Source organism: Streptomyces sp. NPDC102279 (assembly GCF_044766365.1).
In the GTDB taxonomy this organism is placed as follows: domain Bacteria; phylum Actinomycetota; class Actinomycetes; order Streptomycetales; family Streptomycetaceae; genus Streptomyces.
Genome location: NZ_JBIWLU010000013.1, coordinates 1 through 24204 on the forward strand (window position 1 = coordinate 1; position 24204 = coordinate 24204).

At 72.3% G+C, this 24204-nt stretch carries 15 protein-coding genes; 5 read left to right on the top strand and 10 right to left on the bottom strand.

All coding sequences use genetic code 11. The features are described 5' to 3' along the window. On the bottom strand, positions 1-989 hold a 989-nt coding region (locus ACIRQH_RS30545), incomplete at its 3' end, for a maltotransferase domain-containing protein (protein WP_404227916.1). A gap of 222 nt (positions 990-1211) precedes the next feature. Then, positions 1212-2408, bottom strand: a complete 1197-nt coding sequence (locus tag ACIRQH_RS30550; protein WP_404227918.1) for a S8 family peptidase — start codon at positions 2406-2408, stop codon at positions 1212-1214. Positions 2409-2736: 328 nt separating this feature from the next. On the opposite strand from ACIRQH_RS30550, the gene ACIRQH_RS30555 reads away from it, so the two are divergent. After that, a complete protein-coding gene (locus ACIRQH_RS30555; RefSeq protein ID WP_388870064.1) occupies positions 2737-5355 on the top strand; it encodes a glycosyltransferase family 1 protein in 2619 nt (872 codons plus the stop codon). Positions 5356-5460: 105 nt separating this feature from the next. On the opposite strand, the gene ACIRQH_RS30560 is transcribed toward ACIRQH_RS30555, so the two are convergent. From ACIRQH_RS30560 to ACIRQH_RS30590, 7 genes are all read right to left on the bottom strand, one after another. Next, positions 5461-5961 carry a DUF1990 family protein gene (locus ACIRQH_RS30560; RefSeq protein ID WP_388870061.1) on the bottom strand — a complete coding sequence of 167 codons (501 nt, stop codon included), beginning with the start codon at positions 5959-5961 and terminating at the stop codon, positions 5461-5463. 71 nt (positions 5962-6032) lie between these two features. Then, positions 6033-7694 carry a M4 family metallopeptidase gene (locus ACIRQH_RS30565; RefSeq protein WP_404227922.1) on the bottom strand — a complete coding sequence of 554 codons (1662 nt, stop codon included), beginning with the start codon at positions 7692-7694 and terminating at the stop codon, positions 6033-6035. Between the two features lie 321 nt (positions 7695-8015). Next, entirely contained in the window at positions 8016-10061 is a 2046-nt protein-coding gene (locus ACIRQH_RS30570) for a M4 family metallopeptidase (RefSeq protein ID WP_388870056.1), read from the bottom strand. Between the two features lie 336 nt (positions 10062-10397). After that, positions 10398-12158: an ABC transporter ATP-binding protein gene (locus ACIRQH_RS30575; RefSeq protein ID WP_404227925.1), complete on the bottom strand. Its 1761-nt coding sequence runs from the start codon at positions 12156-12158 to the stop codon at positions 10398-10400. Beyond that, positions 12155-13879: an ABC transporter transmembrane domain-containing protein gene (locus tag ACIRQH_RS30580; RefSeq protein WP_404227928.1), complete on the bottom strand. Its 1725-nt coding sequence runs from the start codon at positions 13877-13879 to the stop codon at positions 12155-12157. The genes ACIRQH_RS30575 and ACIRQH_RS30580 overlap by 4 nt, the downstream gene beginning before the upstream one ends. 29 nt (positions 13880-13908) lie before the next feature. Beyond that, entirely contained in the window at positions 13909-15813 is a 1905-nt protein-coding gene (locus ACIRQH_RS30585; protein WP_404227930.1) for an ABC transporter ATP-binding protein, read from the bottom strand. Next, a complete protein-coding gene (locus tag ACIRQH_RS30590) occupies positions 15810-17750 on the bottom strand; it encodes an ABC transporter ATP-binding protein (RefSeq protein ID WP_388870044.1) in 1941 nt (646 codons plus the stop codon). The genes ACIRQH_RS30585 and ACIRQH_RS30590 overlap by 4 nt, the downstream gene beginning before the upstream one ends. Positions 17751-18029: 279 nt before the next feature. Here ACIRQH_RS30590 and ACIRQH_RS30595 point away from each other — a divergent pair, with 279 nt between their 5' ends. The 4 genes from ACIRQH_RS30595 to ACIRQH_RS30610 are packed head-to-tail and all read left to right on the top strand — an operon-like array spanning position 18030 to position 21695. Continuing rightward, positions 18030-18932, top strand: coding sequence for an ABC transporter ATP-binding protein (locus ACIRQH_RS30595; RefSeq protein WP_358818969.1), 903 nt, complete (start codon positions 18030-18032; stop codon positions 18930-18932). Between the two features lie 59 nt (positions 18933-18991). Beyond that, positions 18992-19726: an ABC transporter permease gene (locus tag ACIRQH_RS30600; protein WP_388870099.1), complete on the top strand. Its 735-nt coding sequence runs from the start codon at positions 18992-18994 to the stop codon at positions 19724-19726. A gap of 36 nt (positions 19727-19762) precedes the next feature. Further along, positions 19763-21046, top strand: coding sequence for a sensor histidine kinase (locus ACIRQH_RS30605; RefSeq protein ID WP_358818970.1), 1284 nt, complete (start codon positions 19763-19765; stop codon positions 21044-21046). Next, positions 21036-21695 (top strand): response regulator, encoded by a 660-nt coding sequence (locus ACIRQH_RS30610; RefSeq protein ID WP_388870041.1) that lies wholly within the window; start codon positions 21036-21038, stop codon positions 21693-21695. The genes ACIRQH_RS30605 and ACIRQH_RS30610 overlap by 11 nt, the downstream gene beginning before the upstream one ends. Positions 21696-21763: 68 nt before the next feature. Here the strand turns inward: ACIRQH_RS30610 and glgX are convergent, their stop codons facing one another. Then, positions 21764-24073, bottom strand: coding sequence for a glycogen debranching protein GlgX (gene glgX, locus ACIRQH_RS30615; RefSeq protein WP_388870038.1), 2310 nt, complete (start codon positions 24071-24073; stop codon positions 21764-21766). Between the last annotated feature and the right edge of the window lie 131 nt (positions 24074-24204).

Consider the following 24204-nt stretch of genomic DNA (forward strand, 5'->3'; position numbering starts at 1 on the left):
GCCGGCGGGTCGAGCTGCCCGCTCTCCGAGCGCGGGAAGAACTCGTACCAGGAGCCGTACAACGCCCGCTCCCGCTCCACCAGCAACGGCAACGGCTCGGACGACGTCAGCAGGTCGCGCAGCGGGTGACGGGCCAGTACCTCGTCCACCTCCGGGGTGAGGGCGGCGGCGAGCCGGGTGGCGACGGGACGGTCGGGATCGCGCAGCGCGTCGACGGCGGCGAGGACCGTGTCCCGGTGACGCTTGCCCGTGGGTCCCTTCGGGATACCGGCGGCGGCCCGCTCGTACAGCCGTGCGCCCTCCTCCAGCACCAGTTCCGTGTCCTGACCGGCCGGGATCTTGATCCCCGCGTGGTGCCGCCAGGTGGTGACGGGGTCGCCCCACGCCTCCACCGTGTACGTCCAGCGGCCCTCCCGGTCGGCGCTCACGCGGGCGCCCCAGCGGTCAGTGCCGGGAGCCAGCTCGCGCATCGGCGACCAGGGCCCCGGGCGGCCCTGCGGGTCGTACAGGACGACGTTCGCGGCGACCGCGTCGTGGCCCTCGCGGAACACCGTGGCCGAGACCTCGAACTCCTCGCCGGTCACGGCCTTCGCGGGCCGGCGTCCGCCCAGCACCACCGGGTGGACGTCGAGGACGGGAATGCGCCCGACGGCCGTCACCGGAGCGACGGCGGCGGTCACGGGCGAGTCGGCGGCACGGGTGGCCGGGACGGCGGACCTGCCCTTCCTGCGGGCCGGTGCGCCCGACGCGGAGGCGGCCGCCTTGCGCGGGGCGGCCTTGCGGGGGGCGGTGGTCCGCGGGGCGGGCGCCGCGGGCACGGCGTCGGCGGTGTCCTGGACGGCGGGTGTGGCCGCGGCGTCGGCGGGACCACTGCCCTCGGAGGCGGCGGCCGGTTTCTCCGGAGTGCGGGGACGGGGGTCGGTCTTGCGCTTTCGGGGCTTCTCGGAAGTGGTCGTCGGGGGTGGCGACGTGTGGTGCGTGGCGGGCATGACCGCTCCTGTCCGCGTCAACGTGGGTGGGCGGATGGGGGTGTGGGGAGGTGGACCTGCGAGGTGTACCGGAGGAGTCTTCCCACCCTATGCGGGTGAGCATTCCGGCACTTTGTTAACTACTCACGCGTATGTCTACACACAAGACCGGCCTCGTCCCGGGCAGGCGAGGCCGGTGCGGTGTGGCCGAATCACCCTGGTTGTACCAGCATCCCGCCGCCGTCACCCGACGTTCAGCAGTTTGTTCGGTGAACCGGGGCCGACACCTGACAACTTCCCCGGAACGGCCTGTTTCACCAGTGCCTTCGCGACCTGTGCCGGAGCGGCCCGCGGATGGCGGGACAGATACAGGGCGGCAGCGCCCGCGACATGCGGGCTCGCCATCGAGGTGCCGGAATAGGCCACTTTCCCCGTGTCGCTCGTGTACGAAGCTGACGTGATTGCCACCCCGGGCGCGAACAGGTCGACCGCGGGGCCGGTGTTGGAGAACCTCGCCCGCGCGTCGGACCGGTCGCTCGCGCCGACCGTGAGGGCCTGGGCGACCCGGGCGGGGGAGTAGCGCGCGGCCGGCCGGCCGTCGTTGCCCGCCGCGACCGTGTACGTCACGCCGGACGCGATGGAGTTGCGGACGGCCGCGTCCAGCTGGGCGTTGCCGTACCCGCCCAGGCTGAGGTTGGCCACGGCCGGCTTCCTGGCGTGCAGGGTGACCCAGTCGATCCCGGCGATGACCTGAGCGGTGGTACCGGCCCCCCGGTCGTCCAGGACGCGGACGGCGACGACCTTCGCCTTCCTGGCGACGCCGTTCCGGCTGCCGACGACGGTCGCGGCCACATGGGTGCCGTGGCCGTTTCCGTCGCGGGCCGTCCGGTCGTTGTCCACGAAGTCCCACCCGTAGCTCGCCCGGCCGCCGAAGTCCTGGTGGGTGACCCGGATGCCGGTGTCGATGATGTACGCCGTCACGCCCGCGCCCGCCGGTCCGGGGACCGTGTACCGCCCGTCGAGCGCCCGGTTCCGCTGGTCGATCCGGTCCAGGCCCCACGGGAGCGGGTCCTTCCGGGCGCCTTCGAGGGCCACCCGGGTGTCCTGGACGACCGAGGCCACCCGGGGATCGGCGGCGAGCCGCCGGGCCCGTCTCTCGTCGACGCGTACGGCGAAGCCGTTGAGAGCCGTGACGTAGGTGTGGCTGATTCTCGCCCCGTACGTCTCGGCGACGTCCGTGCCGGCCGCCGACGGAGCGCGTGTACTCCCCTTGAGCGTGACGATGTAGCTCCCGCTGACGGAGCCGGGATCCCCCGCTCCGAGGATCCGCCCCTCGGCGGACGCCTGAGCCGGTGGGGCGATGGCCGAAAGCACCGCGGTCGTCGTGACCGCGGCGAGACCCGCCCCCCAGCGCCGACGCCACTTCCTCGTCCGTGCCATGACTGCTGTTCCCCTCCTCACGTCGACGTACGCGGCCCGGGACCGTCCTCGCGGACGGGACCCGGCCGTACGTCACCTGGCGAGCCTCTCCCGACGGGGCGAAGCACCACAAGGCCGCCCAGCAGGGCGGAATCGGCCATACCGAACGTGGCGGCCCCGTGAAGGTCGCGGCGAGTTTCCGCCGGTGTCACACGGTCGGACGGATCCGGGGGTGTGCCGCGATGCGCCGTGTCGCGAAGGCACCCCCGCCGCTACCGTCGTGGGTGACGAAGGCCGCACAACGCCGTGCGGTCCTCTGCCGCGTACGTCCTCCGTGAAGGTGGAATCCGTGAAGGCGATCCGCAGATTCACCGTCCGACCAGTACTCCCCGAAGCCCTTCACCCCCTCAGTGACCTGGCACGCAACCTCCGCTGGTCCTGGCATGCCGAGACCCGTGACCTCTTCCAGTCCGTCGACCCGGAGCGTTGGGCCGCCTCCGACGGCGACCCCGTACGACTGCTGGGCAGCGTGTCGGCCGCCCGGCTCACGGAGCTCACCGAGGACAGTCGCTTCCTGCGCCGCCTCGCCGAGGTCTCCGACGACCTGCGGGACTACATGACCGGCGACCGCTGGTACCAGACGCAGACCTCCGACCTGCCCGCCGCCGTCGGCTACTTCTCGCCCGAGTTCGGCATCACCGCAGCGCTCCCGCAGTACTCGGGCGGCCTCGGCATCCTCGCGGGCGACCATCTCAAGGCGGCCAGCGACCTGGGCGTCCCGCTCATCGGAGTGGGCCTGCTCTACCGGCACGGCTACTTCCGCCAGTCCCTGTCCCGCGAGGGCTGGCAGCAGGAGCAGTATCCGGTCCTGGACCCCAACGAACTGCCCGTCGTCCCCCTGCGTGAGGAGGACGGCACCGCCGCCCAGGTCTCCCTCGCCCTGCCCGGCGGCCGCGCGCTGCACGCCAGGATCTGGCTCGCCCAGGTCGGGCGCGTCCCGCTGCTCATGCTCGACTCCGACGTCGAGGAGAACGACCTCGGCGAACGCGGCGTCACCGACCGGCTGTACGGCGGCGGCAGCGAGCACCGGCTCCTCCAGGAGATGCTCCTCGGTATAGGAGGGGTGCGTGCGGTCCGGACGTACTGCCGGCTGACCGGGCACGCGCCACCCGAGGTGTTCCACACGAACGAGGGCCACGCGGGTTTCCTCGGTCTGGAACGGATCGCCGAACTCGGCGACGCCGGGCTGGACTTCGCCTCCGCCCTGGAGGCGGTCCGGGCCGGCACCGTCTTCACCACCCACACCCCGGTCCCCGCGGGCATCGACCGCTTCGACCGCGAACTGGTCGCCCGCCACTTCGGCGCCGACGCGGAACTCCCGCGCATCGACGTGGAGCGGATCCTCGCCCTCGGCATGGAGACCTACCCCGGCGGTGAGCCGAACTTGTTCAACATGGCCGTGATGGGCCTGCGCCTCGGCCAGCGCGCCAACGGGGTCTCCCTGCTGCACGGCCAGGTCAGCCGGGAGATGTTCTCCGGGCTCTGGCCCGGCTTCGACCCCGAGGAGGTGCCGATCACCTCCGTCACCAACGGCGTGCACGCGCCGACCTGGGTGGCCCCCGAGGTCTTCCGGCTCGGCGCCCGGCAGATCGGCGCGCTGCGCACCGAGGACGCGCTGACCGTCGGCGGCTCGGACCGGTGGGACGCGGTCGCCGAGATCGCCGACCAGGAGATCTGGGACCTGCGCCGGGTGCTGCGGGAACAACTGGTGCTGGAGGTGCGCGAGCGGCTCCAGGCGTCCTGGCGTCAGCGCGGCGCCGGTACCGCGGAACTGGGCTGGATCGACGGGGTGCTGGACCCCGACGTCCTCACCATCGGCTTCGCGCGCCGCGTCCCCTCGTACAAACGTCTGACGCTCATGCTGCGCGACCGGGACCGGCTCATGAACCTGCTGCTGCACCCCGAGCGGCCCGTCCAGATCGTCGTCGCGGGCAAGGCGCACCCCGCCGACGACGGAGGGAAGCGGCTGATCCAGGAGCTGGTCCGGTTCGCCGACGACCCCCGGGTGCGCCACCGGATCGTGTTCCTGCCCGACTACGGCATGGCGATGGCGCAGAAGCTGTACCCGGGCTGCGACATCTGGCTCAACAACCCGCTGCGCCCGCTGGAGGCGTGCGGCACGAGCGGGATGAAGGCGGCGCTCAACGGCTGTCTCAACCTCTCCGTCCTGGACGGCTGGTGGGACGAGTGGTTCCGGCCCGACTTCGGCTGGGCGATCCCCACCGCGGACGGCACCGCGACCGACGACGACCGCCGGGACGAGCTGGAGGCCGGGGCGCTGTACGACCTGCTCGAACAGCGGGTCGCCCCACGGTTCTACGACCGCGGTCAGCACGGCCTGCCCGGCCGGTGGATCGAGATGGTCCGCCAGACGCTGACCCACCTCGGCCCGAAGGTGCTGGCCGGCCGGATGGTCCGCGAGTACGTGGAGCGCCTGTACGCCCCCGCGGCGCACGCCCACCGCTCGCTCACCGCCGACACCGCACGCGAGCTCGCCGGCTGGAAGGCCCGGGTCCGCGCCGCCTGGCCGCAGGTGACGGTCGACCACCTGGAGGCGACCTCGGCCACCACGACCGCGGAACTGGGCGCCACCCTGTCGCTGCGCGTCCGCGTCGGTCTCGGCGATCTCGCCCCGGACGACGTGGAGGTCCAGGCCGTCGCGGGCCGCGTCGGTACGGACGACCGGATCGCGGACGCGGTGTGCGTCCCGCTGAAGCCGGCCGGCGGCTCCGACCTGGAGGGGCGCTGGGTGTACGAGGGCCCGCTGTCCCTCGACCGCACCGGCCCGTTCGGCTACACGGTTCGCATCCTGCCGGCCCACCGACTGCTGGCCTCCGGTGCGGAACTGGGCCTGGTGGCGGTGCCGTCGGAGGAGCCGGGCGAGGGTGCGGGGCTGCTGATGCGCTGACCCGAAGAGATCACGTAACCCTCCGGATCACGGCCGCCGGGGCCGGACCGCACACCGCGGTCCGGCCCCGGCGGACCGCGTCCGGTCGGGGGGCGGGGGCCGGGTTCAGCTGTCGAGCCCCGCGCACAGGCGGCGCAGCACCGCTCCGCAGCGCTGCGCGTAGGCGTGCTGCAGGCCCCGGGTCGCGGCTCCGCCCGCTCGGGCGTACCACTTGACCGCGCGGCTGAACGCCGTGACCGTCAGCCACACGGTGCCGTCGCCGGTGCGGGAGACCACGAAGGCCTCCTCCCCGCATTCGGGATGGCCGGTGAGCGTGCCGTAGGCCCAGGCGGTGCGCCGGGGTTCCTCGGCCGTCCAGACCACGCGGCAGGGGGCCTTGATCGGGCCGATGCCGACCGTGACGTCCACACCCGGCGCCGCCTTGTCGGCCTCGGAGACCATGCCGAAACCCATGGCGCGGTGCATCTCCCAGGTCATCAGGGCATCGGAGGCGCGTCGGAAGACGGCCTCGCCCTCGCCGATCCGGGAGCGGACGTGCAGTCGGTGGAAGCCCGGAGGGCAGCGGTCCTCGCGGGTCGCGCCCACGTCCTCGTACGTGTAGGGCATGGGGGCAAGAGTAGGGCGGCACCCGGGGGAGTCCTCGCCCCGGGTGCCGCCTCGTTCGATCTGCCGGTCCGCTAGCTGACGTTCACGGCGGACCAGGCGGCCGCGACCGTCTTGTACTCGGTGCTGGTGGAGCCGTACAGGGCCGACGCCGCGGAGAGCGTGGCCGTGCGGGCGCCCGCGTACTTGGTCGTCGACGTCATGTACGTCGTCAGCGCCTTGTACCAGATCTGCAGCGCCTTGGCCCGGCCGATGCCGGTGATCGTGGAGCCGTTGGACGTCGGGGAGTTGTAGCTGACCCCGTTGATCGTCTTGGCGCCGCTGCCCTCCGAGAGGAGGTAGAAGAAGTGGTTCGCGACACCCGACGAGTAGTGCACGTCGAGGTTGCCGACGGTGGAGGACCAGGAGTCCTTCGAGCCGCCGTCCTTGCTCGGCTTGTCCATGTAGCGCAGCGGCGTGCCGTCACCGTTGATGTTGATCTTCTCGCCGATGAGGTAGTCGCCCACGTCGGTCGAGTTGGCCGCGTAGAACTCGACGCCGGTTCCGAAGATGTCGGAGGTGGCCTCGTTCAGGCCGCCGGACTCGCCCGAGTAGTTCAGGCCCGCGGTGTTGGAGGTGACACCGTGGCTCATCTCGTGGCCCGCGACGTCCAGCGAGGTGAGCGGGTGCGTGTTGCCCGAGCCGTCGCCGTAGGTCATGCAGAAGCAGCTGTCGTCCCAGAACGCGTTCACGTACGAACTGCCGTAGTGCACGCGGGAGTAGGCGCCGACACCGTTGTTCTTGATGCCGCTGCGGCCGAACGTGTTCTTGTAGAAGTCCCACGTCTCCTGGGCGCCGTAGGCGGCGTCCGCGGCGGCGGTCTGGTCCGTGGTGGAGCTGGACGCGGCGCCGGTGCCCCACACGTCGTCGGCGTCGGTGAACAGCGTGCCGGTGCCCGACGTGCCGTGCTTGAGGTTGTAGGTCTTGTGACCGCCGCGCGTGCCGTCCGTCAGGCTGTACGTCGAACCCGACAGGGTGGTGCTGAGCGTGACCGTGCCCGAGTAGAGGCTCTTGCCGGTACCGGTCTCGATGCCCTGGTACTCGTAGAGCTTCTTGCCGGTGGCGGCGTCGGTGATGACGTGCAGTTCGTTCGGGGTGCCGTCGTCCTGGAGGCCGCCGACGACGGTCTCGTAGGCGAGGGTCGGCTTGCCGGTGGCGGCCCAGATCACCTTGCGGGGCGCCTGGTCGGCCGAGGTCTTGGCCGAGCCCGCGTCCTTGGCGGCGGTGAGCGCCTGCTTCTCGGCCTTTGCGGTGGTGACCGCCGCCTTGAGCGAGGAGACCTTGATGGTCGCCTTCGTCGCCTTGGAGACGCCTTCGGTCTTCCCCGCCTTGGTCTCGTGCACGACGAGGTCGCCGCCGAGGACCGGAAGTCCGTTGTACGTGCGTTCGTACCGCGTGTGGACCGTGCCGTCGGTGTCCTTGACGACGTCTCTGACGACCAGCTTCTCCTTGGCGCCGAGACCTATCTCCTGGGCCGTCTCCGCCGTGGCGGCGTCGGCCTTCTGGATGAGCGCGGTGCGTGCGGAGGAGGAGAGCTGGACGGGCGAGCCGGCGAGGGGGGTGGTCTTGCCGGTGGGAAGCGCCGCGGTCTGGGCGGCGGCACCGGTGGTCATACCGGTGGCGAGCAGGGCTCCGGCGGCGACAGCGGTGGCGATGGCCAGAGTGGTGCGCTTGTGACGCGCGTAGAGGGGGGTCACGCAAGCTCCTTCTCGTGGGGGCGTCCGAACGGCTTGGGGATGCCGGACGGGCGATTGTGAAGTTGCGGTGCGGGTGAGCCGTGCGGTGGAAGCGTGCCACTCGGGGCGCGTACATGTCAGGAGGGCCTAAAGACCTTGGCCGAAAATCGTCGATCAGGTGAACAGTGAGGGGGTACCGGCCCACCTCAACTCCCCCCAAGGGGCGGTCAAAGCAAACTCCCGCACGGGTAAAAGAGGGCGCCGCCCCGGGGAGTCGAACCTCCGGGACGGCGTCCTGTCTCGTGGGGTTCCGCGCGCCCAGGCGCGGACCTCAGGGTCGGTCTACGGGAAGGTGACCTTCCAGCTGTTGATGTAGCCGGTGTCCTGGGCCGCCTGGTCCTGGACCTTCAACTTCCAGGTCCCGTTGGCGACTTCGGAGGACGCGTTGACGGTGTAGGTCGCGTTCACGTTGTCCGCCGAGTCGGACGAGCTGAAGCTCTTCAGGCGGTACGTGGATCCGTCCGGGGCGACCAGATCGATCACCAGGTCACCGCGCCAGGTGTGCACGATGTCCACGGCGACCGCGAGGTTCGACGGGGCGTTGCCGGTCCGGCCGCTGACCGTGATCGACGACGTGACCGCCGCGCCGTTGTCCGGAATCGATACGTCGGCCGTGTTCTCGAACGACGTGCCGCCACCGCCGCCCCCGCCGGGACGCGAGCCGACGGCCACGGCCGCCCAGGCGTTCGCCACGGCCGTGTACTCGGCGCTGGTCGTGCCGTACAGCTCACCCGCCGCCGCGAGCGTGCCGGTACGGGCCGCCGCGTAGTTGGTGGTCGAGGTGAACTTGGTGGTGAGGGCGCGGTACCAGATCTGCAGCGCCTTGTCGCGGCCGATGCCGGTGACCGGAAGCCCGTCGGACGTGGGCGAGTTGTAGCTGACGCCGTTGATGACCTTGGCGCCGCTGCCCTCGCTCAGCAGGTAGAAGAAGTGGTTGGCGATGCCCGACGAGTAGTGCACGTCGAGGTTGCCGACACCCGAGTACCAGGAGTCCTTGGAGCCGCCGTCCTTGCTCGGCTTGTCCATGTAGCGCAGCGGCGTGCCGTCACCGTTGATGTCGATCTTCTCGCCGATGAGGTAGTCGCCCACGTCGGTCGAGTTGGCCGCGTAGAACTCGACGCCGGTTCCGAAGATGTCGGAGGTGGCCTCGTTCAGGCCGCCGGACTCGCCCGAGTAGTTGAGACCCGCGGTGTTGGAGGTGACACCGTGGCTCATCTCGTGGCCCGCGACGTCCAGCGCGGTCAGCGGGTCGGCGTTCCCGGAGCCGTCGCCGTAGGTCATGCAGAAGCAGCTGTCGTCCCAGAACGCGTTCACGTACGAGTTGCCGTAGTGCGCGCGGGAGTAGGCGCCCACGCCGTTGTTCTTGATGCCGCTGCGGCCGAACGTGTTCTTGTAGAAGTCCCACGTCTCGGCGGCGCCGTAGTGCGCGTCGGCGCCGGCCGTCGCGGCGTTCGACGTGGTGCCGTTGCCCCAGGTGTCGCTCGTCTGCGAGAACAGCGTGCCGGTGCCCGACGTCCCGTGGTTCAGGTTGTACGTCTTGTGGCCGCCGCGCGCGCCGTCGGTCAGCGTGTAGTTGGAGCCCGACTGCGTGGTGGTCAGGGACACCTGGCCGCTGTACTGGGTGTTGCCGATGCCGGTCTTGATGCCCTGCCACTCGTAGAGCTTCTTGCCGGTGGCGGCGTCGGTGATGACGTGCAGCTCGTTCGGGGTGCCGTCGTCCTGGAGGCCGCCGACGACGGTCTCGTAGGCGAGGGTCGGCTTGCCGGTGGCGGCCCAGATCACCTTGCGGGGCGCGCGGTCGGCGTCCGTGCTCTTCGAGCCGGCGGCCCTGGCGACGGACAGCGCCTGCTTCTCCGCCGTCGCGGCGGCGATGGCGGGCTTGAGCGTGGCGACCTTGAGGGAGGCCTTCGTCGCCTTGTAGACGTGCCCGGTCTTCCCGGACTTCGCCGTGTCGACGACCAGGTCGCCGCCGAGGACCGGCAGCCCCTCGTACGTCCGCTCGTAACGGGTGTGGACGGTGCCGTCGTGGTCCTTGATGACGTCGCGGGCGACGAGGCTCTCGTCGGCGCCGAGGCCCAGGTCCTTGGCGGTGGCCGCCTTGGCCGTGTTGGCGTCGCGTATCAGCTCGGCCCGCTGCGAGGCGGTGAGCTTCATGGCGACGGCACCGGGGTTGATCCTGCCGGCCCTCGGTGCCTGCTCGGGGGCGGCGTTCGCGGCGCCCGACTGGACGGCCGCGGCCAGCAGGGCGGTGACGCCGACGAGGGCGACACCGGCGACGCGGCGCTTGGTGGTGTGGGAGGTGCGTCTGTGGGAGGAGCTGCTACTCAACACTGACTCCTTCTGCGTGGCCGCGGGTCGCGCGGCCAGGGGAGACCGGACGAAGGAAGACCCGTCCGGGCAGAACTGGGCTTTACGCGGAACCAGGTGCAATGGGGTCGTGCGGGTGCGTCACAGCTGATGGAGCTGTGGGGTTGCTGTGAAGCAGCCGTGGGAAGAGTGGCAGGAGATGACGCTTTCTGTCAGGACCGCGTCAGCACTTTGGCCGGAAACGGTTCGTTGTCCGGTTCGTCATGTTCGGTATACGGACTGTCCGACGGGCGTGCGACAGTCTTCCGCCCCGTGTGACGAGGAGTTCACGCGCCCGTACGCCGCACGCGCCCCCGGTCAGTGACCGGCGGCGGGCTGTCCGTCCCCGTGCCACGAGTGCCACAGCGCCGCGTACGCCCCCTCGGCCGCCACCAGTTCGTCGTGCGTGCCCAGTTCGGTCAGGCGACCGTCCTCCATCACCGCCACCCGGTCGGCGTCGTGCGCGGTGTGCAGCCGGTGCGCGATGGCGATCACGGTCCTGCCCTCCAGCACGGCGGCCAGCGCCCGCTCCGTGTGCCGCGCGGTCGCCGGGTCGAGCAGCGCCGTGGCCTCGTCGAGGATCAGGGTGTGCGGATCGGCGAGGACCACGCGGGCCAGCGCCAGCTGCTGCGCGCGCGAACCATCCACCGGGACCGCCTCGGGCCCCAGCTCCGTGTCCAGTCCCTCCGGCAGCTCTCCGGCCCAGTCGTCGGCGCCGACCGCCGCGAGCGCCGCCCACAACTCGGCGTCCCCGGCGCCCGGTTCCGCGATCAGTAGGTTGTCCCGGACCGTGCCCAGGAACACGTGGTGCTCCTGGGTGACGAGGACGACCTGCCGGCGCAACTGCTCGGGGCCGAGGGCGACGACCGGCACCCCGCCGACCGTCACCGACCCGCTGCCCGGCGCGTCCACGCCCGCCAGCAGCCGGCTCAGCGTGGACTTCCCCGCACCCGAGGGGCCCACCACGGCCAGCCGCTCCCCGGGCCGCACCGTCAGGTCGACCCCGCGCAGCACCTCGCCCCCGCGGTCGTACGCGTACCGCACACCGGCGACGTCGATCCGGTCGTCCGCGGGAACCGGCGACCCCGCCCGCACCGCCCGCGGAGCACCCGCGAGCCCCTCCACCCGGGCGAACGAGGCGCTGCTGCTCTGCAGTTGTTCGACCTGGTTGAGCATCGTGTCGAGCGGCTCGACGAGTTGGCGCAGATACAACGTCGCGGCGACCACCGTCCCGAGGCTCAGGACACCCTGGGCATGCAGCGCGCCGCCCACCAGCAGCACGGCGACCACCGGCAGGACGTACGAGATCTCCACCGCCGGGAAGAACACGCTGCGCAGGAACAGTGTCCGCATCCGGCTGCGGCGCGACTCCTCCAGCGCGTCCCGGCCCGCCCGGATCCGGCGCTCACCGAGCCCGAACGCCTCCACCGTGCGGGCCCCTGACGCGGTGGCCGCGAGGATCTCCGCGACCTGCGAGGTGGCCGCGCCCTCGGCGAGGTAGGCGGTGCGCGCCCGGCGCAGATACCAGCGCAGCGCGGCCCAGATGCCGGCGAGACCCAGCGCCGCGCAGCCGCCGAGCAGCGGGTCGATGGCGAACACGGCGGCCAGGATGAACAGCGCCTGCGCGCCGGAGATCAGCAGCTGGGGGATCGCGTCGCGCAGTGTGTTGCCCACCAGGGTCACGTCGGCGGTGCCGCGCGCCGTCAGATCGCCGGTGCCCGCCCGCTCCACGACCGAGGCGGGCAGGGTCAGCGTCCGCTCCACGAACTCCTCCCGCACCCGCGCGAGGGTCCGCTCCCCGAACCGGTATCCCGCGAGGCGGGCCCAGCGCGCCAGCATCAGTTGGGCGAGCGACGCCACGAGGATGACGAGCGCCGGGCCGTCCACCACCTCCACCCCGCCACCGCGCCGCACGTCGTCGATGATCCGGCCGAGCAGCCAGGGCCCGACCAGACCGGCCGCGGCGGCCAGCGCGTTCAGTGCGATCACGGCCGCGAAGACCCGGCCCTCCGCGCGGATCAGCCGGACCGTGGCCCGCCGCACGTCGGCCTGTCCCGCGACGGGCAGGTGGGTGCTCATCGAACGGCCTCCCCGGCCTCGTCCGCCGCCAGGTCGCGGGCCACCAACGCCCGGTATCCCGGCTCCGTGCCGAGGAGTTCGCGATGGGACCCGGTGGCCGCGACCTTGCCGTCGACCAGGAAACAGACGGTGTCCGCGCGGTCCAGCACGAGCGGTGAGGTACTGGTGACGACCGTCGTACGGTCGGAGCGCCCGGCCCGCAGCCGATGCGCGACGGCCGCCTCGGTGTGCGCGTCGAGCGCCGAGGTCGGTTCCACCGCGAGCAGCACCTCCGGGTCGGCGAGCAGGGCCCGCACCAGCCGGACCCGCTGCCGCTGGCCGCCGGACAGGCTGCTGCCCCCCGCGTCGACGGACGAGCCGAGACCGTCCGCCAGTCCGAGGACGATGTCGTCGGCGGCGGCCGCGCGCACCGCCCGCGCGATCACGTCCTCGGCGTGGTCCCGCCGCCCGCCGACCAGTTCGCGCAGGGTGCCCGCGAACAGGTCCGCCTCGTTGTCCGCGACCAGGATCCGCTCCCGCACCTGTTCCAGAGCGACCTCGTCCAGCCGGACGCCGCCCCAGGTCACGTCCGACGGCGCGTACCGGCCGAGCCGGTCCATCACGGCCTCCGACTCCGCGGGCCGCGCCCCGACCAGCACCGTCAGCCGCCCCGGCACGATCCGGACCCCGGACGCGGGATCGTGCAGCACGGCCGGGGACACCGGGGCGTCCAGCGCGTCCGCGGGAGCGCGGTCGGGCTCCAGCGACAGGAACCGTACGACGCGCCGCGCGGCGACCACGCCCCGGGAGAGCTGGTAGCCGGCCTCGATGAAGAAGTACACCGGCAGGACCAGCACCGCGACATAGCCGTACACGGACACCAGCTCGCCGATGCTGATGGCGCCCTGCGCGGCGAGCCGGGCCGCGAGCCAGGTCACCACGGCCAGGAAGAGGGACGGCAGCCCGAGACCCAGTGCCTGGATCCAGCTCGTCACCGCGCCGACGCGGTAGCCCTGGTCGCGCAGGTGCCGGGATTCGCGCCGGAACGCGTCCGCGAACAGCCCCTTCCCGCCCAGCCCGTTGAGGACGCGCAGGCCGCCCGCCAGATCGGCGATCCGCGCCGTCAGCACGGCCTGCCGCTCCCGGTAGTCCGTCTCGGTCCCCTGGAGCCGGCCCATCAGCGGCCCGACGAGCAGCGCGATCAGCGGCACCCCCAGCAGGATCGCCACCGACAGCGCCACCGACACCGACAACAGCAGCGCGGCCACCACCCCGTAGGTCACGACCGAGGCGACACCGGGCCCGACGACGGTCAGCGACATGCTGATCGTCTGTACGTCACCCACACCGATCGTCACCACCTCACCGGCCCCGACCTGCCGCGGCAGTGCCGCCCCCAGCCGGACCGCGTGCTCCACGACCACCTTGACCGTGCGGAAGTTGCCGTCCATCCGGAGCTTGGTCATCGTGCGGTGCCGTAGGACACCCAGCCACGCGTTGAACACCCCGGCGCCCAGCACGGCCGCCGTCCAGCCGGCCAGCGCCGTCCCGTCACCCGGCTCCAGACCGTCGTCGATCGCCCGGGACAGCAGATACGGAGTGAGGGCCAGGAGCCCCATCCACACGGTGGCGACCACCGCGCCGGTGGCCGAGCGGCCCGCCTGCCGGCCGACCAGCCACCACAGGTAGCGCCAGCCGCCCCGCCGGTCCGGCGTTCCCGGATCCGCGTACGCGTCGATCATCCGTCCCCCTCCGCCACGCCGGTCCGCCGTCATACGAGGCTGTCGCGCCACGCGCGGTGCAGGTCGGCGAACCGGCCGGTGCCCGCGACGAGTTCGGCGGGTGATCCGTCCTCGACGATCCGCCCGTGCTCCATCACCAGCACCCGGTCGGCGATCTCCACCGTCGACAGCCGGTGCGCGACGACCACGGCCGTACGGCCCCGCAGCACCGTCGACATGGCGCGCTGCACCGCCCGTTCACCCGGCACGTCCAGCGAACTGGTCGCCTCGTCGAGAATCAGGACCGCCGGGTCGGCGAGCAACGCCCGCGCGAAAGCCACCAGTTGGCGTTGGCCGGCGGAGATCCGGCCACCGCGCTTGCGGACGTCCGTGTCGTATCCGTCGGGCAGCTCGCTGATGAACTCGTGCGCCCCGATGGCCTTCGCGGCCTGCTCGATCTCCTCGCGGGACGCCTCGGGGCGCCCGATCGCGATGTTCTCGGCGACCGTGCCCGAGAAGAGGAAGGCCTCCTGGGTCACCATCACCACCCCGCGCCGCAGCTCGGGCATCGACAGCTCGCGCAGGTCGACGCCGTCGAGCAGGACCCGCCCCTCGGACGGGTCGTAGAACCGGGCCAGCAGCTTCGCCAGCGTCGACTTGCCCGCGCCGGTCGAGCCGACCACGGCCACGGTCTGTCCCGCGGGCAGTGCCAGCGAGAACGTGGGCAGGACCTCCCCGCCGGTGCGGTACGCGAAGCGGACCTCGTCGAAGACGACCTCGCGGCCCGGGTGTTCGGAGGCGAGCGCGGGCAGCGGGCGCGGGGCGGACGGCTCCGGGACCGACGGCGTCTGGGCCAGCATACCGGCGATCTTCTCCATCGAGGCGGCGGCCGACTGGTAGGAGTTCAGGAACATGCCCAGGCGGTCGATGGGGTCGTACAGCCGGCGCAGATAGAGGACCGCCGCGGCGAGCACGCCGAGGGCCAGCGAACCCGACGCCACCCGGTACGCGCCCCACAGCACGATGCCCGCGACCGCCGTGTTGGCGACGAGACGGGAGCCGACGACATAGCGCGCCATCTCCAGCAGGGCGTCGCCGTTCGTCTTCTCGTGCCGTTGGTTGAGCACCCGGAAGGCGTCGTCGTTGGCCTCCTCGCGGCGGAACGCGCGGACCGGCCGGATGCCGTTCATCGTCTCCGCGAACTTCACGATCACCGACGCGATCGTCGTCGACCGGATGGCGAAGATCCTGCCCGCCCGACGGCGGTAGCGGCGGATGAGCAGGTACAGAGGGACGAACGAGCCCACCGCGACCGCGCCGAGGCCCGCGTCCAGCCAGAGCAGCATCGCCGAGATGTAGACGAACGACAGGATGACCGTGACGAGTTCCTGGAGCCCCTCGCTGAGCAGTTCGCGCAGCGACTCGACGTCGGTGGTGGAGCGCGAGATCAGCCGGCCCGACGTGTAGCGCTCGTGGAAGTCGACGCTGAGGGCCTGGGCGTGCCGGAAGATCCGGCCGCGCAGATCGAGCAGCACGTCCTGGTTGACCCGGGCCGAGGCGATGATGAAGGCCCACTGCAGTCCGCCGGAGAGCGCCGAACACAGCAGGTAGGCGGCGCCGACGACGATCAGCGGCCCGTGGTCGTCGTGCCGCAGCGCCGGGACGACACGGTCGATCGCGTACGCGACGAGCAGGGGCCCGGCCTGCACCGCCGCCTGCTGGAGCAGCAGCAGAACGGTCGTCACCACCACCCGGGCCCGCAGCGGCACGAGCAGTGACCGCAGCAGGGCCGCCGTCGCACCCGGGGGAGTGGGCAGGGTGTCGCGGTCGAACGGGTCCTGGTGCGGTTCGGTCCGCCGGTCCGCGCGGACCGCGAGCCGTCCTTCGGCCGGGTCCTCGCCCGGCGCTCCGTCCGGTTCCCGGTCCGGAGCGGTGGTCGTGGGCGCCGCGGTCATCGGTCGTCCTCCTCTGCGCCCGACATCAGGTGGGCGTACTCGGCGTTCGTGCGCAGCAGTTCGTGATGGGTGCCGACCGCGGTGATCCGGCCGCCGGAGAGCAGGGCGACGCGGTCGGCCAGCAGGACCGTGGACGGGCGGTGCGCCACGATCAGCGCGGTCGTCTCCGCCAGCACCCGGCGCAGGGCGGCCTCGACGGCCGCCTCCGTGTGCACGTCCAGGGCCGACAGCGGGTCGTCGAGGACCAGGAAGCGAGGCTGTCCGACCACCGCCCGCGCCAGTGCGAGGCGCTGGCGCTGGCCGCCGGAGAGGCTGAGGCCCTGCTCGCCGACCTGCGTCGCGGTGCCCTGGGGCAGCGTGTGCGCGAAGTCGGCCTGCGCGACGGCCAGGGCGCGGTCCAGCTCGTCCCGGCCGGCGGTGTCCGCGGCGCCCATGAGCACGTTCTCGCCGACGGTGGCCGAGAAGAGGGTGGGCTCCTCGAAGGCGACGGCGACGAGTTCGCGCAGCTCCTCGCGGGGCATGGCGGTGATGTCCCGGCCGTCCAGGGTGATCCGTCCCGAGGTGATCTCGTGCAGCCGGGGGACGAGCGCGGTGAGCGTGGTCTTACCGGTCCCGGTCGCTCCGACCAGAGCCATGCTCTCGCCGGGTCTGATGTGCAGGTCGACCCCGGCGAGGACCGGCGGGGCGTCGGCGGCGGCGTCCGGGTACCGGAACCGGACCCCGTGGAACCGTAGGCCGCCCTCCCGGCGCGAGGCCCCGGAACCCCGCTCGCCCGCCGAACCCCGTTCCGGCCCCGACGTGGTGACCGGCGCGTGCGCCGGTCCGGGAACGCCGGGTTCCGATTCCGGTTCCAGTTCCGGTTCTGCGGAGGCCGAGGGGGGTCCTGCCCGTTCCGTGACGGCTGTCGTCGCGCCCGGCGTGGGCGCGAGCGACGACTCCGGTTCCGCGTCCATCACCTCGAAGTACCGCTCCGTGGCCGTCGCCGCCTCCTGGCTCATCGCGAGGAGGAAGCCGATGGAGTCGACGGGCCAGCGCAGAGCGAGCGCGGTGGACAGGAAGGCGACCAGCGTTCCGGCGGACAGGTCGCCGTCGGCGACCTGGACGGTGCCGAGCACCAGGGCGGCGCCGATGGCCAGTTCCGGCAGGGTGACGATCACGGCCCAGATCGACGCGAGCAGCCGCGCCTTGGCCAGTTCCGTACCCCGCAGCGTCCCGGAGAGCTCGCGGAACGCGCGGGCCTGGCTCCGGTGCCGCCCGAACCCCTTGATGATCCGGATGCCGAGCACACTCTCCTCGACCACCGTCGTGAGGTCGCCGACCTGGTCCTGCGCCTGCCGTGCCACCTCCGAGTAGCGCCGCTCGAAGAGCCAGCAGACGATCATCACCGGGATCGCGGGGGCCAGCAGCACGAGTCCCAGGGTCCATTGCTGGACCAGCATGATCGCGACGCCCGCGAGGATCGTCACCGAGTTCACCAGCAGGAACGTCAGCGGGAACGCCAGGAACATGCGCACCAGCATCAGGTCGGTGGTCCCCCGGGACAGCAGCTGGCCCGACGCCCAGCGGTCGTGGAAGGCGACCGGAAGCCGCTGCAGATGCCGGAAGAGATCGGCCCGCATCGACGCCTCGACGCCCGCCAGCGGCCGGGCAACCAGCCATCGGCGCAGCCCGAAGAGGATCGCCTCGGCGATGCCGAGGAGCAGCAGCCACAACGCTCCGAGCCAGACGCCCGCCGGGTCGTGGCCCGAGATCGGCCCGTCCACCATCCACTTCAGGACGAGCGGGAACAGCAGCGCGAGACAGGACGCCACCACCGCGACGAACGCCGCGACGAACAGCCGCGTCCGCACCGGCCGCACATACGGCCACAGGCGCAGCAGGCTGCGAACGGTCGATCGGTCGGGCAGGTCCGTGGTGACTGCATCTGTGGTTCCCATCACCGGCGAGCCTACGGAGTGGCACTGACAGTGCCCACCGAGTTTTGGCCGCAGCGGAAAGATCCGGACCTCCGGCGTCCGCGCCCTCCGGACCTCCGGCGTCCGCGCCCTCCGGGCCCCCGACGTCCGCGCCCTTCGGACACGCCGCGTCCGGGACCTCCCGAGCCGGCGCCCGGTTCCCGCGGGCCGGGTCGTAGTGCCGCATCAACCGATCGGCTGATGCCGGTTCGAGCGCGATGGCCGATGTGGTGGCCGGGGTCCGGGCGGGACGCTCGGAGCATGTCAGTCATCGAAGTGAGCGGACTGCGCAAGTCCTACGGCGGCCGGGCCGTCGTCGACGGTGTCTCCTTCACCGTCGAGGAGGGTGAGATCTTCGGGATCCTCGGCCCGAACGGCGCCGGCAAGACCACCACCGTCGAGTGCGTCGAGGGCCTGCGGGTCCCGGACGCGGGCCGTGTCCGGGTCACCGGGCTCGACCCCTTCGCCGACCGCGAGGCCACCAGCCGCGTCCTCGGCGCCCAGCTCCAGCAGAGCGAACTCCAGGCCAGGCTCACCGTGCGCGAGGCCCTGGAGCTGTACGCGGCCTTCTACCCGCACCCCGCCGACTGGCGCCCGCTCGCCGAACGCCTCGGCCTCACCGACCGGCTCACCACCGGGTTCGGCAAACTCTCCGGTGGCCAGAAACAGCGCCTGTTCATCGCGCTCGCGCTCATCGGCAACCCGCGCGTCGTCGTCCTCGACGAGCTGACCACCGGGCTCGACCCGCGGGCCCGCCGCGACACCTGGGAACTCATCGAGGACATCCGCGCGCAGGGCGTCACCGTCCTCCTCGTCACCCACTTCATGGAGGAGGCACAGCGGCTCTGCGACCGGATCGCCGTCATCGACAAGGGCCGGGTCGCCGCGCTGGACACCCCGGCCGGGCTGATCCGCCGCTCGAACGGCTCGACCGTCATCAGCTTCACGCCGTCGGCGCCGCTGGACGAGCGGGACCTCGCCGCGCTGCCCGCGCTCGCCTCCGCGGAGCACAAGGACGGCCGGGTCACCCTGTCCGGCACCGACGAGACGGTCAACGCCGTGATCACCCTCCTCGCCCGCCACCGCATCACCGCCCACCAACTCCGCGTCACCGACGCCACCCTGGACGACGCGTTCCTGGACCTGACGGAGGCAGCAGCATGAGCACCGCACTCGCCCGCCCCGGCACCCGCGCGGACCTCCGCTCCGGTATCCGCGGCGGCCTGAACACCGCCGTCATCCGGACCGAGATCCGGCTCTTCCGCCGTGAACCCGGCGCGATCTTCTGGATCCTGCTCTTCCCCACCGTCCTCCTGGTGATCCTCGGCTCGATCCCCTCCTTCCGGCGGCCCGACCCGTCCTTCGGAGGTCTGCGCCCGGTCGACGCCTACGTCCCCGTCGCGGTCCTGCTCGGCCTGATCGTGGGCTGTCTCCAGTCGATGCCGCAGTCCCTGACCGGCTACCGCGAGCGCGGCATCCTGCGCCGCATGTCCGCCACCCCCGTACGGCCCGCGGCACTGCTGTCCGCGCAGATGCTCGTGTTCGGCGGTGCGGCCCTGCTCTCGGCCCTGTTCGCGCTCACCGTCGGGCGGCTGGCCTTCGACGTCACCCTGCCGCGGCAGCCCGGCGGCTACCTCCTCGCGCTGGTCCTCGCCGTCCTGGCCGCGCTCGCGCTCGGCGCGGTGGTCTCCGCCGTGTCCCGCACGACGAAGATCGCCGGCGCTATCGGGTCCGCCGTGTTCTTCCCGATGATGTTCTGCGCCGGCGTCTGGCTCCCCGTGCAGGCCATGCCGGACACCCTCGCCCGGATCGTCGGCTACACACCCTTCGGCGCCGCCGCCCAGGCCCTGGACCAGGCCGCCGCGGGCCACTGGCCGGGCTGGTCCCACCTGGGCGTGCTCATCGCCTGGACGGTGCTGCTGTCGGTCGGGGCCGCGCGCTGGTTCCGCTGGGAGTGAGCGATGACCGACCTCCACTCCGTGCAGACTGAACGCATGACGACCGCACCGCGACAGGACAGCGCGGCCGCCGCGGCACGGACCGTGGAGGAACGCTGGGCCAGCTTCCACCGCTACGGCCCCTTCGGCCTGCTCGGCGTCGCCGTCGTCCTCTCCGTGGCGACGGCCGGCGTCGTCGGCATGAACCGCACGGACTGGTACGTCGGCGTGCCGCTGGTGCTCGCCGCGCTCGCCCTCCAGCTGTGGTGGACCCGGGCGATCCGCAGCAGACCGGGTCCGACCCCCGCCAGCATCGGCTACTTCTGGACCCGCTGGGCCATCGCCTTCGTCCTCGCCCTGACCAACCCGTTCTACGCCTTCTACGCCGCCGCCAGTTACTTCGACGTCGAGCGGCTGCTGCCCCGCCGCATGGTGCGGGTGGGGGTGATCGCCGCGGTCGTCGTCGTGGCCGGATCGCAGTCCGGCGGGCTGCCGCCCCACGGCGCGGTCGGCTGGGCCGTGTTCGGCGGACTGCTCGCCGTCAACGTCACCCTCGCCGCGATCATGGGCCACCTCAACGCCAAGGAGAACGAGCGGGCCCTGGTCCAGGCCGCCACCATCGCCGAACTGGAGCGCACGAACACCGCGTTGCAGCAGGCCCTCGACGAGAACGCCGCCCTGCACGCCCAACTCCTCGTGCAGGCACGGGAGGCCGGGGTCGCCGACGAGCGCCGCCGGCTCGCCGCCGAGATCCACGACACCATCGCCCAGGGCCTGACCGGCATCATCGCCCAGCTCCAGGTCGTCTCCAACACCCCGGACCCGGCCGCCGCCCGCGACCACCTGACCCGCGCCGCCGACCTCGCCCGGCACAGCCTCGGCGAGGCCCGCCGCTCCGTGCAGAACCTCGCGCCCGTGGCCCTGGCCGACGACGGTCTGCCCGAGGCGCTGAAGAAGACCGTCGCCGAATGGGGTGAACGCAACGAGGTCCGGGCCGAGTTCACCGTCACCGGCACCGCCGAGCAGCTCCACGACGAGGTCTCGGCCACCCTCCTCCGCATCGCCCAGGAAGCCCTCTCGAACGCCTCCCGGCACGCCCGCGCCGCCCGGGTCGGGGTGACCTTGAGCTTCATGGTCGACGAGGTCACCCTCGATGTCCGCGACGACGGACACGGCTTCGACCCGCTCGCCCTCCCCGCCCGCACCGGCACCGGCGGATTCGGCCTCGACGGCATGCGCGCCCGCGCCGAACGCATCGCCGGCTCCCTCACCGTCGAGTCGGAGCCGGGACACGGTACGGCGGTCTCCGCTCGCGTACCGTTGGTGCGCCATGACCGATGACCCCGCGGCCCGCCGCTCCGACGCCGTGATCACCCTTCTCCTCGTCGACGACCACCCCGTCGTACGTGACGGACTGCGCGGCATGTTCGAGTCCGCCCCCGGTTTCACGGTCCTCGGCGAGGCCTCCGACGGGGTGGAGGCGGTGGCGCTCACCGCGTCCCTCGACCCGGACGTCGTCCTGATGGACCTGCGGATGCCCGGTGGCAACGGCGTCGAGGCCATCGCCGAACTCACCCGCCGCGGCGCCCGCGCCAAGGTCCTCGTCCTGACGACGTACGACACCGACTCCGACACCCTCCCCGCCATCGAGGCGGGCGCGACCGGCTACCTCCTCAAGGACGCGCCCCGCGACGAGCTGTTCACGGCGGTCCGCGCGGCGGCGGAGGGCCGCACCGTCCTGTCCCCGGCGGTCGCCTCCCGCCTGGTGTCCGCGGTGCGCGCCCCCGCCGCCGCCGAGTCCCTCTCCGCCCGCGAACGCGAGGTGCTGGCGCTGGTCGCCAAGGGCACCTCCAACCGCGAGATCGCCCGTGTGCTGTTCATCAGCGAGGCCACGGTCAAGACCCACCTCACCCACCTGTACAACAAGCTCGGCGTCAAGGACCGCGCGGCCGCGGTCGCCAGGGGCTACGACCGCGGCATCCTCGGCTGACGGGCCGGGCCGGCCGGAGCCCCGGACCCGCCGCAACGGCGTGCGCTTGTCAGAGCCCTGGGCGGCCCTCAGCACACCTTCAGCAGCAGCACCGACCGCGCCGGCACCGTGATCGCCGTCCCCGCCCGATGCACGACACCGGGCTCCTCGCCCTGCTCCTCCCGCGAGGTGTCCACGACCACCTCGTACCGCGCGGCCCACGGCAGCCCCGGCAGCTCGAAGGAGGCCGGCCGGTCCCCGGCGTGCAGCACGGCGAGGAAACTGTCGTCGGTGACGGGGACGCCCACCGCGTCCCGGCCCGGAATGTCCCGCCCGGACAGGTACATCCCGAGCGTCGCGGCGGGCGCGTACCAGTCGCGTTCCGTCATCTCCGTGCCCCGCGCGGTGAACCAGGCCAGGTCCCGCAGCCCGTCGGCCGGATGGGCCCGCCCGGAGAAGAACGCCCGGCGGCGCAGCACCGGATGCTCGTGCCGCAGCGCGATCAGCCGGGCCGTCAGCTCGAACAGCGCCCGCCAGCCGGGGTCCTCCAACTGCGCCCAGTCGACCCAGCTGATCTCGTTGTCCTGGCAGTACGCGTTGTTGTTGCCCCGCTGGGTCCGCCCGAACTCGTCACCGGCGACCAGCATCGGCACCCCGGTCGACAGCAGCAGGGTGGTCAGCAGGTTCCTCAACTGCCGCCGCCGCAGCGCCTGGACGCGCTCGTCCCCGCTCTCGCCCTCCACCCCGCCGTTCCACGCGCGGTTGTCGTCCGTGCCGTCCCGGTTGTTCTCGCCGTTCGCCTCGTTGTGCTTGCGCTCGTAGGACACCATGTCCCGCAGGGTGAATCCGTCGTGCGCGGTCACGAAGTTCACCGACGCGTACGGGCGCCGGCCGCCCCAGGCGTACAGGTCGCTCGATCCGGACAGCCGGTACCCCAGGTCCCGCACGTCGGGCAGGGCACCACGCCAGAAGTCCCGGACGGCGTCGCGATAGCGGTCGTTCCACTCCGTCCACAGGGGCGGGAAGGCGCCGACCTGGTAGCCGCCGGAGCCCACGTCCCACGGCTCGGCGATCAGTTTGACCCGGCGCAGCACCGGATCCTGCGCGATGACGGCGAGGAACGGCGACAGCATGTCGACGTCGTGCATGGACCGGGCGAGCGCGGCCGCCAGATCGAAGCGGAAGCCGTCGACGCCCATCTCGGTCACCCAGTACCGCAGCGAGTCCGTGATCAGCCGCAGCACCTGCGGCTGCACGACGTGCAGGGTGTTGCCGCAGCCCGTGTAGTCCGCGTAACGGCGGGCGTCGGACTGGAGCCGGTAGTAGCCGCGGTTGTCGATGCCGCGCAGCGACAGCATCGGGCCCAGTTCGCCCGCCTCCGCGGTGTGGTTGTAGACCACGTCGAGGATGACCTCGATGCCGGCGGCGTGCAGCGCGCGCACCATCCGCTTGAACTCGCCGACCTGCTGGCCCGTCGTCCCGGAGGCCGCGTAGCCCGCGTGCGGGGCGAAGTAGCCGATCGAGTTGTAGCCCCAGTAGTTCTTCAGGCCCCGGCGCAGCAGATGGTCCTCGTGGGCGAACTGGTGCACCGGCAGCAGCTCGACCGCCGTGACCCCGAGCCTCACCAGGTGCTCGATCGCGGCCGGGTGCGCGAGTCCCGCGTAGGTGCCGCGCAGTTCCTCCGGGATCCCGGGGTGCAGACGGGTGAACCCGCGGACGTGCAGCTCGTAGATCACCGAGTCGGCCCAGGGGGTCTTCGGGCGGTGGTCGTCGGCCCAGTCGTCGTCGTCCTGCACGACGACGCCCTTGGGGACGAACGGCGCCGAGTCACGGTCGTCGCGCACGGTGTCGGCGACGTGCTGCTGCGGCCAGTCCCGGACGTGCCCGTACACCTCGGGCGGCAGGGTGAAGTCGCCGTCCACCGCGCGCGCGTACGGGTCGAGCAGCAGCTTCGCCGGGTTCCAGCGGGCGCCGGTCCACGGGTCCCAGCGGCCGTGCACCCTGAAGCCGTAGCGGCGGCCGGGGATCACGCCGGGGACGAAGCCGTGCCAGATCTCGTGGGTGAGTTCGGTGAGCGGGACGCGCGTCTCGGCACCCGCCTCGTCGAAGAGGCACAGGTCGACGGCCTCGGCCCCGCCCGCCCACAGCGCGAAGTTGGTGCCCGTGGTGCCGTCCGGGCCCACCCGGAAGCGTGCTCCGAGCGGAGTCGGGGCACCCGGCCACACGGAGACGGGAGGCGCCTTCGGGCGCCGGGCGCCGTTCAGTGCGGGAGCGGCCGGTTCCGGCTCCGTGGTCGCGGGCACGGCTGTGGACCGCCCCGCCGGTTCCGTGGCGGTCTGCGTGGGCAGTTCAGCGGCATGTCCCTGGTGGACTGCCTCCTGCTCGGGTGCGCTCGACACCGATCAGCCTCCCGCGGCTCGTGGAACGCAACGAAAAGGGGCGTACGGCGTCCCGGCCGCAGCTCCTTGTCGCGTCGTCCTCCCCACTGTTCTGCCCACCGCGTGGCTCGCACTCACGTTTCCCCGGCGGG

Excerpts from the sequence above, each read along its gene's own strand:
- ACIRQH_RS30610 (WP_388870041.1), top strand. The coding sequence starts at position 21,036 with ATGACCGATGACCCCGCGGCCCGCCGCTCCGACGCCGTGATCACCCTT.
- ACIRQH_RS30595 (WP_358818969.1), top strand. The coding sequence starts at position 18,030 with ATGTCAGTCATCGAAGTGAGCGGACTGCGCAAGTCCTACGGCGGCCGG.
- ACIRQH_RS30585 (WP_404227930.1), bottom strand. The coding sequence starts at position 15,813 with ATGACCGCGGCGCCCACGACCACCGCTCCGGACCGGGAACCGGACGGA.
- ACIRQH_RS30575 (WP_404227925.1), bottom strand. The coding sequence starts at position 12,158 with ATGAGCACCCACCTGCCCGTCGCGGGACAGGCCGACGTGCGGCGGGCC.
- ACIRQH_RS30605 (WP_358818970.1), top strand. The coding sequence starts at position 19,763 with ATGACGACCGCACCGCGACAGGACAGCGCGGCCGCCGCGGCACGGACC.
- ACIRQH_RS30550 (WP_404227918.1), bottom strand. The coding sequence starts at position 2,408 with ATGGCACGGACGAGGAAGTGGCGTCGGCGCTGGGGGGCGGGTCTCGCC.
- ACIRQH_RS30580 (WP_404227928.1), bottom strand. The coding sequence starts at position 13,879 with ATGATCGACGCGTACGCGGATCCGGGAACGCCGGACCGGCGGGGCGGC.
- ACIRQH_RS30590 (WP_388870044.1), bottom strand. The coding sequence starts at position 17,750 with ATGGGAACCACAGATGCAGTCACCACGGACCTGCCCGACCGATCGACC.
- ACIRQH_RS30560 (WP_388870061.1), bottom strand. The coding sequence starts at position 5,961 with ATGCCCTACACGTACGAGGACGTGGGCGCGACCCGCGAGGACCGCTGC.